Here is a 12,336-nt window from a genome sequence, read left to right as displayed (position 1 = left end):
GAGTCTAGCTCAGTGAGCTTCGGGAGGCGCCGCCGCCCCGGCTGGCGGTCGCTTGGACATCCAGATCAAGGGTGCCACCAGCAACGCGACCGCGCCGAAGAAGTAGAAATCGTCCGCATAGCTCAGCAGTGCGGCCTGCTGCGCGACCCGCCCCGCGATCACCGCCTGCGCAGCGGTGGTGTCGAAGCTGCCGCTCATGGCGGCCATCGTCTGCTGGTAGGCCGGATCGAGCAGGTTCACGCGATCGACGAGCTGCGATTGATGGATTTGCAGTCCGCGCGCAAGCCAGGTCACGGCAAGCGAAATGCCGACACTCGAGCCGATGTTGCGCATGAGATTGATCAACGCGGCCGCGTTGCCGCCTTCGGTCGGCGGCAGGCCGACGTAGGCGAGCACATTGATCGGCACCATCAGAAACGCCATGCCGAAACTCTGGATACAGCGCAGCATGATCATCTGGCCCTGCGACACCGACGCGCTCATGTAGTGGGCGGTCACGATCATGGCGATGCCGGTCGAGACGAAGCCCAGGCAGACCATCAGGCGCGGATCCACCTTGCCGACCAGCCTGGCGCCGATCGGCATCAGCACGATCAGCAGCAGGGAGCCCGGCGACATCACCAGGCCGGCGTCCATCGCCGAATAGCCGAGCACCGATTGCGCGAACTGCGGAAGCAGCACGATGGCGCCGAACATCGCCACGCCGACACCGAAGATCAGCACGTTGGCCGCGATGAAATTGCGATTGCGGAACAGGCGCAGGTTGACGATCGGATGCGGGTGGCGCAGCTCCCACCAGACCAGCGTCGACAGCGAGACCACGCACAGGGTCAGGCAGCTGCGGATGAACGACGAATCGAACCAGTCTTCCTGCTGGCCCTTGTCGAACATGACCTGCAGCGCGCCCATGCCGATCGCGATCAGCGCGAAGCCGAAGTAATCGACCGAGAACGGCTCCTCGCGCCGGCGGCGCTGGGCTTCGAGCTGGGCCGGCGAATCATGCACGAGCCGCATCGCCGCCGTCGCCAGAAACAGACCGATCGGCGCATTGACGAGGAATATCCAATGCCAGCTGTAGCTGTCGGTGATGAAGCCTCCGAGCGGCGGGCCGATCGCCGGCCCGCAAACGATGGCCATGCCGTAAATCGCCATCGAAGCCCCACGTTTCTCGGGCGGAAACGCATCCGCGAGGATCGCCTGCGAAACCGGCTGCAGCGCGCCACCCGCGAGGCCCTGCAGGATGCGCGCGGCGATCAGCACCGGCAGCGAAGGCGCCAGCCCGCAGAGCACCGAGGCCAGCGTGAACAGGATGATCGAACTGATGTAGTAGCGGCGCCGACCGATGCTGTTCGCGAGCCAGCCCGTCATCGGCAGGATGATCGCGTTGGCGACCAGGTACGAGGTCAGCACCCAGGTCGCTTCGTCCTGGCTCGCCGACAGTGATCCGGCGATGTGCGCGAGCGAGACGTTGGCGATGGAGGTATCGAGCACCTCCATGAACGCGGAGAAGCCGACCACCGCCGCGAGCAGTTTCGGTCGCGGATTCCAGTTGGCGGCGACGCTTTGCGTCACTGCGCGGTCGCCAGCTTGGTGCCACCCTCGTCGCGCACATCGACGCGCGGCACCACCGACATGCCCGGCGCCAGATGCAGCGCCGCGTCGGGCGCCGGATCGAACACCATTTTCACCGGCACGCGCTGCACCACCTTGACGAAATTGCCGGTGGCGTTCTCGGCCGGCAGCAGGCTGAAGGCCGAGCCGGTTCCGGCCTGCAGGCTTTGCACGCGCGCGCTGAAATGCCGGCCCGGATAGGCATCGACCTTCACATCGACCGGCTGGCCGACCCGCAGATGCTGGAGCTGCGTCTCCTTGAAGTTGGCGACGATCCACGGCGCGTTGCCGACCAGCGCGAGCACCGGCGATCCAGCCTGCAATTGCGAGCCGGGCTGCAGGTTCTTGCGCGTGATGCGCCCGGCGCTCGGCGCCTTGATCTGCGTGTAGCTGAGCTGCAGCGCGCTCTGGTCGACCGCGGCCTGCGCCTGCGCTTCGGCGGCCTGCGCGCTCGCGAGCTGCGCTTCCTTGGCCGCGATCTGCTCGGGCGTGGTTCGGGCCGAGGTCAGCGCGGCGACGGCCTGGTCGGCCTGCGCGCGCATCGCACGGTAGTTGGTCTGCGCCTGTTCGAGAATCTGCTTGGAGACTTCGTCCTTGGCGTAAAGCGCCTCGTAGCGCTTGACGTCGGCTTGCGCGCGATCGGCCTGCGCGCGCGCCGCGGCGAGGCCGGCCTGCGCCTGCGTCACCCCGGCCGGAGCACGCGTGCGCGTGAGCTCGAGATCGGCCTGCGCCGACAGCGTCTGCGCCTGGGCGGCGGCGAGATTGGCCTGGGCCTGGCGCAGCCTCGCTTCGTAGTCCTCGGCATCGAGTTCGAACAGCACCGCGCCGACGGCGACGACCTGGTTGTCGCTGACGTAGACCTTGGTCACCGTACCCGAAACGCGCGGCGCGACCATCGTCACGTCGGCCTGGATGAAGGCGTCGTCGGTCGACTCATAGCCACGCGAGGTCCACCACCAGATGCCGGCGCCGACGGCGGCGACCGCGAGCACCGCGAAGGCGATCGGGGCCTTGGATTTCTTCTGCTCTGCGCTTGTGTCGTTCATGAGTTCTGCGGCTCTACCGATACGAAGGCCGCCTCGGCGACCGAAAGGATGAGAAACGTCCGGCTCGAAAAGATCAGCACCGGATCACAGACGGAATTGCCGCGCATGTCCCTGCGCGGACGCGAGGTTCACGCGCGCCTGCTGATACGCGGCCTGCGCGGACACCACCTGCGAGCGGGCCCGCGCGAGATTGGCCTGCGCGGTGACGACGTCGACGTTGTTGGCGATGCCATTGAGGAAGCGGTCTCGCGCGAGTTCGAGCTCGCGCTCGGCAAAGGCCAGCGCCGCTTCGGCGGCCGTCATCTGCTCGCGCGTGTTCGCCACCGTGACCACGGCCAGGCGCACGTCCCGCTCGATCTGCTCGCGCAGATCGTCGAGGCGCAGGCGCTGCTGCTCGACCTGCAGTTCGGCCGCGGCCTTGCCGGCGCTGACTGCGCCGCCCGCATAGAGTGGCATCTGGATCTGCGCGCCGTAGCGATAGGTGTCCTGCTCGTTCTTGTTCGGCGTGTTGGCCGAGAGGCCGTAGTCGGCGAAGGCCGAAACGGTCGGCAGCACGCGGCGCCGGGCCGCCTGCAGCGCGGCTTCGGCCTGCTTGAGCTGGGCCTGCACAAGCGCCAGATCGGCGCGATCGCTGCGCGCCACCGCGAGCGCATCGTCGGCGCGGGTCGCGAGCGCGCCGTCGGCCTTCAGATCGCCCGACAGCGTGAGCGCCTGTCCCATCGGCAGGCTCGCGAGTCGCTGCAACTGCAGGCGTGACTGCGCGATCGCGGTCTGCGCCTCGGACACCGCGTAGCGATCCTGCGCCACCGCCGTTTCGGAGCGCGACACGTCCACGCCCGCGGCGACCCCGGCCTGGCGCTGGTCGCGCGCCTGCACGAGCAGGTCTTCGGCGAGTTTCAGGTCGGCCTGCGCAGACTCCAGGGCCTGTTCGCCGGCCAGCACGCGGATGAACGACACCGCCACCTGGGCCGCGAGCTGTTCGCGCTGCACTTCGACCTGCGCGCGCGCCGCGTCGACCGCGAAATTGCGGCTGCTGACTTCGCTCATCGTCGACAGATCGAGCAGCTTCTGCGACAGGCGCACGCGCGCATCGAACACCGAGAACGGGCCGATGAGCTCCGGAATGCCCGGAAACTCGAAGCCCATGGCGGCCGGATTGCTGGTCTGGCGCGCCTGCATGGCCTGCAGGTCGAGCTGCGGCAGCAACGCGCCCCGGCTGATGTCGCGCTGCGCTTCGGCGAGCGCCAGGCCGCGGTCGGCCAGCCCCTGGAGCGGCGAGTTCTGCAGCGCGCGCTCGATCAGATCGGCGAGGTTCAGCGCAGCCGTGTCCTGCTGGGCAAGCACGCCAGCCGGCGCGCCGAGCAGCAAAGTCGCCAGCAGCGAGACGCCCACGATGCGATGCCCCCAGCTCGAATGTTCAGCCATGGTGACGATCTCCTTTGAACCGTATCAAGACGTTCTGGCGGCCGGCCCGTACACCAGCCGGCTCAGCAGTTCCTTGAGCAGCAGCTGTTCGCCTGGCGTCAAAGCCGCCATGAACAAGGCCTCCTGTCCCATCACCTGCGGCTTCTTCGACTCCCACCATTGCCGGCCCTGGACGGTCAGGGCGATGGCGTTGGCGCGGCGATCGCGGCGCTGGCGGCGGCGCTCGACCATGCCGCGCTGCTCCAGCTCATCGACGATTTTCATCGTGGTGGTGCGGTCATAGCCCATCGCTTCACCGATCTGGACCTGGCTGATTCCCTCGGCGCGCTCGATCAGACTGACGACCGCGAAGTGGCGGATGCCGAGCCGATCGGACTCGAGCGTCGCGTCGAGCCGCTCGATCAGCCGCTGGCGGCAGCGCGTCAGCAGCACGCCCAGGTGGCCGTTGAATTCGGCGGGCAGCGAGAACCTGGAAGGCGCCTGGGGACGGGAATCGGGCACGGACGGATCGCATCGGAAGATACTCAGCATTATTGAGTATCGATTCGGTCAGCCGCAATCCGGGCAAGCATTCGAGCTGCCGGGCCCGCGAGGCGGCGTGTCACCACCCGAGGTGTAAAATCGCGACCCCTTTCGCAAAGCTCGCCGCCGACGCTCACGCCATGCGCCAAATCCTGGTCACCCACGCCCTGCCCTACGCCAACGGTCCGCTGCACCTCGGCCACATGGTGGGCTACGTCCAGACCGACATCTGGGTGCGCTTCCAGCGCATGCGCGGGCACGAGGTGCACTTCGTCGCCGGCGAGGACGCGCACGGCACCCCGATCATGCTCGCGGCCGAAAAGGCCGGCGTAGCGCCCGAAGCCTTCGTCGCCGACATCAAGACCAGCCACGAGGCGGATTTCCGCGATTTCTCGGTGATCCACGACTGCTACCACAGCACGCACTCGCCCGAGACCCAGCGCTACAGCGAGCTGATCTGGAACCGACTCAAGGCCCGTGGTGTGATCGCGGCACGCACGATCCAGCAACTCTACGATCCGACGCGCGAGATGTTCCTGCCGGATCGCTACATCAAGGGCGAATGTCCGAACTGCGGCTCGCCCGACCAGTACGGCGACAACTGCGAGGTCTGCGGCAAGGCCTATTCGCCGACCGACCTCAAGAACCCGCGCTCGGTGGTCTCTGGCGCGACACCGGTGATGCGCGACTCCGAGCATTACTTCTTCGAACTCGGCAAGTTCCAGGGCTTTCTCGAAGGCTGGCTCTCGCAGGGCGGCGACGCCGAAGTGGCGCAGCCCTCGGTCGTCGCCAAGCTCAAGGAATGGTTCGCGGCGGGCCTCAAGGACTGGGACGTCTCGCGCGACGCGCCCTACTTCGGCTTCGCGATTCCGGGCACCACCGGCAAGTTCTTCTACGTCTGGCTCGATGCGCCGATCGGCTACATGGGCAGCTTCGCGCGCTGGTGCGAGCAGCAGAATCTCGACTTCGGCCATTGGTGGAACGCCGGTTCGCCGACCGAACTGCATCACTTCATCGGCAAGGACATCGTCAACTTCCACGGCCTGTTCTGGCCCGCGATGCTCGAAGGCTCCGGCCACCGCACGCCGACCAAGCTGCACGTCAACGGGTATCTCACCGTCAACGGCGCCAAGATGAGCAAGAGCCGCGGCACCTTCATCAAGGCGCGCAGCTACTTGAAACATCTCGATTCCGATTACCTGCGCTATTACTTCGCGGCCAAGCTCGGCAGCGGCGTCGATGACCTCGACCTCGATCTCGCCGACTTCAAGGCGCGCATCGACAGCGACATCGTCGGCAAGTACGTGAACATCGCGAGCCGCTGCGCGGGCTTCATCCACAAGCTGTTCGGCGGCCGGCTCGCCGACCAGCTCCACGACAAGGCCCTGTTCGACGACTTCGCCGAAGAAGCCGACGGCCTGCGCCAGCTGTTCGAAGCCGGCGACTACGCGGCCGCCGTGCGCGAGATCATGCTCATGGCCGACGACGCCAACGCCGAGATCCAGCGCCTCGCACCGTGGGCGATGGCCAAGGATCCCGAGCGCGCGACCGAACTGCATCGCGTCTGCACGAGCTTCTTGAACGCCTTCCGCCAGATCACGATCTACTTGAAGCCGCTGCTGCCGAAGATCGCCGCACAGGCCGAAGCCTTCCTCAACGTCGCGCCGCTGCAATGGGCCGATGCGGCCACGCCGCTGCTCGATCACCCGATCAACGCCTACCAGCCGCTCGCGCTGCGCATCGAGCAGAAGGCCATCGACGCGATGCTCGCAGAAGAAGCGCCGCCGGCAAATGAAGCTTCCCTCTCCACCCGCGCAGCGGGGGGAGAGGGCCAGGGTGAGGGGGGCGCCGGCAAAGCCGGCGTTGCGAAGTCGGCCAAGAGCGCTCCCTCACCCGGCGCTAGCGCGCCACCCTCTCCCGCAATCGGAAGAGCGGAAAACGACAGCATCTCGATCGACGACTTCACCAAGGTCGAACTTCGCATCGCCCGCATCGAAACCGCCGATCACGTCGAAGGCGCCGACAAGCTGCTGCGCCTGACGCTCGATCTCGGCGAACTCGGCAAGCGCCAGGTGTTCGCGGGCATCAAGTCCGCTTACGCGCCTGAGAGCCTCGTCGGCCGGCTGACGATCTGCGTCGCCAACCTTGCGCCGCGCAAGATGAAGTTCGGCATGAGCGAAGGCATGGTGCTCGCCGCGAGCGCCGAAGGCGGCGCTCCGTTCTTGCTGTCGCCCGACGACGGCGCGCAACCCGGAATGCGCGTCAAGTAAGCGAAAAATGGGCGCGACAGCCGACGCCATCGATGCCCTGCTGCCGCAGACGCAATGCACGCGCTGCGGCTTCGACGCCTGCCGTCCGTACGCCGAAGCCCTCGCAAGCGATGCGACCGAACTCAATCGCTGCCCGCCCGGCGGCGACGAGACCATCGCCGCGCTCGCCTCGCTGCTGCAGAAGCCTGCACTGCCACTGGCTCGCGACTGCGGCGATGACTGGCCCGTGGCGCGCGTCGCCCGCGTCGTCGAGGCCGATTGCATCGGCTGCACCAAGTGCATCCAGGCCTGTCCGGTCGATGCGATCGTCGGCGCCGCCAATCTCATGCACACGATCATCGAAGCGCAGTGCACGGGCTGCGAGCTCTGCATTCCGCCCTGCCCGGTCGATTGCATCGTCATGGAAGAAGCGCCTGCGCTACCGTTGCCGCGCAGGCGCAGCGGCGAATTCCGCTCGCTCTACGAAGCACGCAACGCACGGCTTAAACGCTGGGCGGACGAAGACGCCGAGCGCCGTCGCCGCTTGCGTCCGAACCCGAGCGCGGCGCTCGACCCGGTGGCGGCCGCACTCGCGCGTGCGCGCCAGCGTTGAACGCCCGGGCGCCGTCGCGGTCTGCAGCTTGAGTTCGCGAGCGGCGCTCGCCTGATGATGCACTCATGACCATGAAACGACTTCTGGCTTTATCGACCGCCTGCATCGCGCTCGGCGCCTGCACCACGATCCGCGACGTCTCCGATTCGCACGAAGGCGGCCGCTACCGCGTCGGTGAAACCGCGACCGCGCGCGTCGGCGAGGTGATGTTCGATCAGGCGCGCTACTCGGCGGCGCCCGAAGCGTTTCCGAAGGCCAGCATTCCGCCAGCTCCGGGGCGGCGAGGCGTGACCATCAGCACGCGGCTCGTCGCTCGCGACGTCGACGGCGAACGCGCCTATTGCACGCCGATCGAATCGAGCTTCGCCTGCTTCTACGATCTCGACCGCAACGGCGATTTCGATCACGTGCTCGTCAGCAACCTCGGCCTCGTGAGCTCCAAGCGACCACTGGAACCCGCAGTCAAATACGACCTCGGACCGGGCTCGACGATGCGCGGTTTCAAATCCGAGCTGATCTATCAGGGCCGCGCCGGCGACGTGCTCACGCTGCGCTATCGCGACTACGCCAACAGCCTGAGCCTGCCGAGCTACGAGCAGACGCTCAGCTATACGCTGGACCCGAAAGCGCCGACCGAAATCGGGTATCGCGATGCGCGCTTCAAGGTGCTGCAGGCCGACGGCCAGGGCATTCGCTACGAGATCCTGAGCGGCTTCTCGGACGCGCAGTCGCCGTGACGACCACCGCGATCTTCGACGTTCGCTATCGGCTCGATGAAGAATTTCTGCTTGCCGTTTGCGAAATGCCTGACTAACCTGTGCGCCGCCATGAAGACCCCGACGGCCCTCGCCGCCCATACCGCACGATTTTGGTACTACCGCCCGTATCGATAGCCGGCGGCTGATTTCCGTTGTTCAACGAAAGCCGCCTCCGAACAGGCGGCTTTCGTGTTTCCAGAGGTCCGAGCTCCCACGAACTCACTCGAACGATCGCCACCGCGGAAGCGGCTCCAAACCAGGAGCAAAGGCAGTGTTCAAGCTCGACCAAGACGTCATCACCGGCGATTCGATCGCCGCCGCCGACGCGGATTCCGTTCCGCGACGACGATCACCTGGCGCCGCCACCTGGCACCCGCAGAGCTGGCAGGCGCATCCGATCCGCCAGGCGCCCGAATATCCCGACGCCGACGCGCATGCGCGCGTGATCGCGCAGTTGCGGCAGCTGCCTCCGCTCGTGCTCGCCGACGAAATCCGCGCGCTCAAGGCGCAACTCGCTCGCGTCGCCAACGGCGAGGCGCTGCTGCTGCAGGGCGGCGATTGCGCGGAATCCTTCGCCGAATTCTCGGCCAGCAACCTGCGCGACACGCATCGCACACTGCGCGAAATGGCGATCACGCTGAGCGCTCACCTGCCCGTCGTCACGGTGGGGCGCATCGCGGGTCAGTTCGCCAAGCCGCGCTCGTCCGCGATCGAGAAGATCGGCGATGTCGAATTGCCGAGCTATCGCGGCGACATCGTCAACGGGCCGGCTTTCGACGCGCAGAGCCGCGTGCCCGATCCTCAGCGCATGCTGCGCGCCTACCAGCAATCGGCGATCACGCTGAACCTGTTGCGCGCGCTCGACGGATCGTCGATCGCGAAGGGCTCGCGCCTCTACACGAGCCACGAAGCGCTGCTGTTGCCGTTCGAGGCCGCGCTCACGCGCCAGGACAGCGTCAGCGGAGACTGGTACGACTGCTCGGCGCACCTGCTCTGGATCGGCGATCGTACGCGCCAGCTCGGCGGCGCGCATCTGGAATTCTGCCGTGGCATCGCCAACCCGCTCGGACTCAAGTGCGGGCCGTCGATGACGCCCGACGAACTGCTGCGCGTGCTCGACGTGCTCGACCCGCGGCGCGAGCCCGGACGCATCACGCTGATCTCGCGCATGGGCGCCGAAGGCGTTCGCGACAAGCTGCCCGCGCTCGTGCGCGCCTTGCAGCGCGAAGGCCGGCCCGCGATCTGGATTTGCGATCCGATGCACGGCAACACGCAGACTGCGGCCGGTGGCTACAAGACGCGGCCGTTCGAGCGCGTCGCCGACGAAGTGCGTGGCTACTTCGAAGTGCATCGCGCGGAGAACAGCCACGCCGGCGGCCTGCATCTGGAGATGACCGGCAAGAACGTCACCGAATGCACGGGCGGACCGCAAGAGCTGTCCGAGCGGGACCTGCCGCTGCGCTACCAGACGCATTGCGATCCGCGGCTCAACGCCGTGCAGGCGCTCGCGCTGGCCGCTGTCGCGCGTTCGGTACTCGCGCCGTCGCGTGCCGAGAACGCGGACAAGGCCAGCCGCGAGCTGCCACAATCGCCTGCCGAACCAGAACCGCTGCTTTTAACCTGAAAGCCCGCCTCGATGAACCCAGCCAAGCGCCGCGCCATCTACGAGCGCCTGCGTGCAGCCAACCCGCACCCGACCACCGAACTGCGCTACACCACGCCGTTCGAGCTGCTGGTGGCCGTGGTGCTGTCCGCGCAGGCGACCGACGTCGGCGTCAACAAGGCCACCGCGAGATTGTTCCCGGTCGCGAATACGCCGCAGGCGATCCTCGATCTCGGCCTCGAAGGCCTGCGCGAACACATCAAGACCATCGGCCTGTTCAACGCCAAGGCCAAGAACGTGATCGCGCTGTGCGAGATCCTGCTGCGCGAACACGGCGGCGGGGTGCCGCGTGATCGCGAAGCGCTCGAGAAGCTGCCGGGCGTCGGCCGCAAGACCGCCAACGTGGTGCTCAACACCGCGTTCGGCGAACACACCATCGCGGTCGACACGCACATCTTCCGCGTCGCCAATCGCACCGGGCTCGCGCCCGGCAGCAACGTGCGCCAGGTCGAAGACCGGCTCGTCAAATTCACCCCCGACGAATTCGCCCGCGACGCGCATCACTGGCTGATCCTGCACGGACGCTATATTTGCAAGGCCCGCAAGCCCGAATGCGGGCGCTGTGGCATCGTCGATCTGTGCGAGTACAAGCACAAGACGCTGCCGGAAGCGCCGGTCAAATCAGCCGCGAAGTAGATCGTCCCGGTCACACTCCGCTGCTGCGCCGGCGCACGGGCGCACAGGCCTTGCGCGTCGCCCTGCACGCTGCGACGCCAGAGCGGGCGGCGCCATGCTCCTCGCCCGACGGTCATGCCGCCGAGCCCGCGGGTTGCTGCACCGGCACTCACCGTACTGCACCCCACCCATCCGAAGGGCGACGCGCGGGGCCGTCATCGCGATAATCGCTGCATTCGATACTGGACTGGAGGATGAAGACGATGACGGCCGGCAATGAAGAGCTCGATCTGTTCCGCGACAACGTGCGCCGCTTTCTGACCGACGAGGTCGAGCCGCACTACGAAAGCTGGGAAAAGGCCGGCATCTTTCCGAAGGAGCTGTATCTGGCGCTCGGCGCCAACGGCCTGCTCTGCGTCGACCAGCCCGAGGAATACGGCGGATCGGGCGCTCCGTTCGCGTTCTCGATGGTGGTGATCGAGGAAGTCTCGCGCATGGGTTTTCTGGCGCTGGCCTCGAACCTCACCGTGCATTCGGACATCGCCGCGCCGTACATCCTGCATCTCGGCAGCGAAGAGCAGAAGCGCAAGTACCTGCCGCGCATGGCCAGCGGCGAATGCATCGGCGCGATCGGCATGACCGAGCCCGGCGCGGGTTCGGACCTGCAGGGCATGAAGACCAGCGCGACCGCCGATGGCGATCACTTCGTCATCAACGGCAGCAAGACCTTCATCACCAACGGCCAGCACGCCGGCGTCGTCGTGCTCGCGACCAAGACCGATCCGAAAGCCGGCGCCAAGGGCACCACGCTGTTCACGGTCGATACCGCGCTGCCGGGCTTCAAGCGTGGCCGCAATCTCGACAAGATCGGCCTGCATTCGGCCGACACCAGCGAGCTGTTCTTCGACAACCTGCGCATCCACGCGAGCGAGGTGCTCGGGCGCGTCGGCGGCGGCTTCGGCCACTTGATCGACGAGCTGCCGCGCGAGCGCCTGGCGCTCGCGATCAGCGCGGTCTGGCATGCGCAGGGCGCGCTCGACAAGACCATCGAATACGTCACGCAGCGCAAGGCCTTCGGCGCGACGATCGCGAGCCTGCAGAACACGCGCTTCGAGCTAGCGAAGATGAAGACCGACATCGAGGTGCATCGCGCCTTCATCGAGAAGTGCACGGCGCAATACGCCGAAGGCACGCTCGACCCGGTCACCGGCGCGATGGCCAAGCTGTCGACCACCGAACTCGAAGGCCGCGTCACCGACGCCTGCCTGCAGCTGTTCGGCGGCTACGGCTACATGACCGAATACCCGATCAGCCGCTTTTGGACCGACGCGCGCATCCAGCGCATCTACGGTGGCACCAGCGAGATCATGAAGGAGATCATCGCGCGCTCGCTGGTCGGGCGCTGATGCCTCGCCTGGTTCCGGGCGCGAGCATCGCGGGATGAAATGCCCCTGCGACGAGCAGCGCCTGTACGCGCACTGCTGCGAGCCTTTTCACCAGGAGGGCGCCGCGGCGCCGACGGCCGAAGCGCTCATGCGCTCGCGCTACAGCGCCTACGTGCTCAGGCTCGAGGCTTATCTGCTCGCGAGCTGGCATGCGAGCACGCGGCCGGCGAGCCTCGATCTGGCGGCCGAAACGCCGCCGCCGAAATGGCTGGGACTCAAAGTGCTGCGTCACGAGAGCCAGGGCGATGCGGCCGTCGTCGAGTTCGTCGCCAAGTTCAAGCTCGGCGGCGGCAGCGCACAACGGCTGCATGAGATCAGCCGCTTCGTGCGCGAGGACGCGCGCTGGTTCTACGTCGACGGCGATCTGAGCTGAGTCGCGGCACTGCGAG

At 67.0% G+C, this 12,336-nt stretch carries 11 protein-coding genes; 7 read left to right on the top strand and 4 right to left on the bottom strand.

Translation table 11 applies throughout. The annotated features are described in order from the left end of the window. Window positions 1-9: 9 nt before the first annotated feature. The 4 genes from AC3WUM_RS08920 to AC3WUM_RS08905 all read right to left on the bottom strand — a co-directional run bounded on the left by AC3WUM_RS08920 (window position 10) and on the right by AC3WUM_RS08905 (window position 4,583). Window positions 10-1,572: a DHA2 family efflux MFS transporter permease subunit gene (locus AC3WUM_RS08920; RefSeq protein ID WP_492409871.1), complete on the bottom strand. Its 1,563-nt coding sequence runs from the start codon at window positions 1,570-1,572 to the stop codon at window positions 10-12. After that, entirely contained in the window at window positions 1,569-2,657 is a 1,089-nt protein-coding gene (locus AC3WUM_RS08915; RefSeq protein ID WP_492409870.1) for an HlyD family secretion protein, read from the bottom strand. Before AC3WUM_RS08915 ends, AC3WUM_RS08920 begins: the two co-directional genes overlap by 4 nt. Before the next feature lie 84 nt (window positions 2,658-2,741). After that, on the bottom strand, window positions 2,742-4,082 hold the full coding sequence (locus AC3WUM_RS08910) for a TolC family protein (protein ID WP_492409869.1): 1,341 nt from the start codon (window positions 4,080-4,082) through the stop codon (window positions 2,742-2,744). A gap of 24 nt (window positions 4,083-4,106) precedes the next feature. Further along, complete coding sequence (locus AC3WUM_RS08905; protein WP_492409868.1) at window positions 4,107-4,583, bottom strand: MarR family winged helix-turn-helix transcriptional regulator; 477 nt, start codon at window positions 4,581-4,583, stop codon at window positions 4,107-4,109. Window positions 4,584-4,744: 161 nt separating this feature from the next. Here AC3WUM_RS08905 and metG point away from each other — a divergent pair, with 161 nt between their 5' ends. The 7 genes from metG (at window position 4,745) to AC3WUM_RS08870 (ending at window position 12,320) form a co-directional block, all read left to right on the top strand. After that, the gene (gene metG, locus AC3WUM_RS08900; RefSeq protein ID WP_492409866.1) at window positions 4,745-6,874 is read left to right on the top strand and encodes a methionine--tRNA ligase; all 2,130 of its coding nucleotides are present in this window, start codon (window positions 4,745-4,747) and stop codon (window positions 6,872-6,874) included. 7 nt (window positions 6,875-6,881) lie between these two features. Next, complete coding sequence (locus AC3WUM_RS08895) at window positions 6,882-7,466, top strand: RnfABCDGE type electron transport complex subunit B (RefSeq protein ID WP_492409865.1); 585 nt, start codon at window positions 6,882-6,884, stop codon at window positions 7,464-7,466. Window positions 7,467-7,531: 65 nt separating this feature from the next. Then, a complete protein-coding gene (locus AC3WUM_RS08890) occupies window positions 7,532-8,203 on the top strand; it encodes a hypothetical protein (protein ID WP_492409864.1) in 672 nt (223 codons plus the stop codon). A 418-nt stretch (window positions 8,204-8,621) separates the two neighbouring features. Beyond that, complete coding sequence (locus tag AC3WUM_RS08885) at window positions 8,622-9,848, top strand: 3-deoxy-7-phosphoheptulonate synthase class II (RefSeq protein ID WP_492410000.1); 1,227 nt, start codon at window positions 8,622-8,624, stop codon at window positions 9,846-9,848. Between the two features lie 12 nt (window positions 9,849-9,860). Next, window positions 9,861-10,523 (top strand): endonuclease III, encoded by a 663-nt coding sequence (gene nth / locus AC3WUM_RS08880; protein ID WP_492409863.1) that lies wholly within the window; start codon window positions 9,861-9,863, stop codon window positions 10,521-10,523. A 233-nt stretch (window positions 10,524-10,756) separates the two neighbouring features. Next, window positions 10,757-11,908: an acyl-CoA dehydrogenase family protein gene (locus AC3WUM_RS08875; protein WP_492409862.1), complete on the top strand. Its 1,152-nt coding sequence runs from the start codon at window positions 10,757-10,759 to the stop codon at window positions 11,906-11,908. 34 nt (window positions 11,909-11,942) lie between these two features. After that, the gene (locus AC3WUM_RS08870) at window positions 11,943-12,320 is read left to right on the top strand and encodes a YchJ family protein (protein WP_492409861.1); all 378 of its coding nucleotides are present in this window, start codon (window positions 11,943-11,945) and stop codon (window positions 12,318-12,320) included. Window positions 12,321-12,336 lie beyond the last annotated feature (16 nt).

It is taken from the genome of Hydrocarboniphaga sp. FW305-C-57, from assembly GCF_058783045.1.
Note: the sequence above shows the minus strand (reverse complement) of the source record. Positions and strands in the feature narration are given on the sequence as shown.